Origin of the sequence: Companilactobacillus mindensis DSM 14500, assembly GCF_001434275.1 — a bacterium.
Classification (GTDB): domain Bacteria; phylum Bacillota; class Bacilli; order Lactobacillales; family Lactobacillaceae; genus Companilactobacillus; species Companilactobacillus mindensis.
The window spans coordinates 1-714 of record NZ_AZEZ01000033.1 but is presented as its reverse complement, the minus strand read 5'-3'; the positions used below and the strand labels follow the sequence as shown (position 1 = coordinate 714).

The window sequence follows — 714 nt, the reverse complement described above, 5'->3', positions numbered from 1 at the left end:
AATTTACCATCTTTATCCAAAGTACCAGTGATAGATGTCACCTTATTACCAGTAGCGGGATCAGTAGCAGTATAACCAGTCTTAGATTCAGGAACAGTAAGAGTGACCTTATCACCAGTGTGGGCAGAATCGCCAGCGGCGATAGTCTTGCCATCTGCATCTGTCAAAGTACCGGCAGTAGGAGTTGAAGAATCAGGGACATTGAAAGTAGGCTCGGTGACAGCCGGAGTCTTGTCACCTTTATAAACAACTGAAGCAGGATCGACTTGTCCGTCATCAGGAACGAATTTACCATCTTTATCCAAAGTACCAGTGATAGATGTCACCTTATTACCAGTAGCAGGGTCAGTAGCAGTATAACCAGTCTTAGATTCAGGAACAGTAAGAGTGACCTTATCACCGGTGTGGGCAGAATCGCCAGCGGCGATAGTCTTGCCATCTGCATCTGTCAAAGTACCGGCAGTAGGAGTTGAAGAATCAGGGACATTGAAAGTAGGCTCGGTGACAGCCGGAGTCTTGTCACCTTTATAAACAACTGAAGCAGGATCGACTTGTCCGTTATCAGGGACAAATTTACCATCTTTATCCAAAGTACCAGTGATAGATGTAACTGTCTTACCGGTAGCAGGATCTGTAGCAGTATAACCTTTATCAGAAGTAGGAAACAACCTAAGATTAGTTCTAAGTAAAGATTAAACTCTTTACTTAGAACTT

The 714-nt window shown here is 43.7% G+C and carries 1 protein-coding gene; it reads right to left on the bottom strand.

Going from position 1 to position 714, the window contains the following annotated elements; genetic code table 11:
* Positions 1-668 (bottom strand): hypothetical protein (locus FD29_RS03860; RefSeq protein ID WP_157049380.1); only part of this gene is annotated, 668 nt, incomplete at its 3' end.
* Positions 669-714 lie beyond the last annotated feature (46 nt).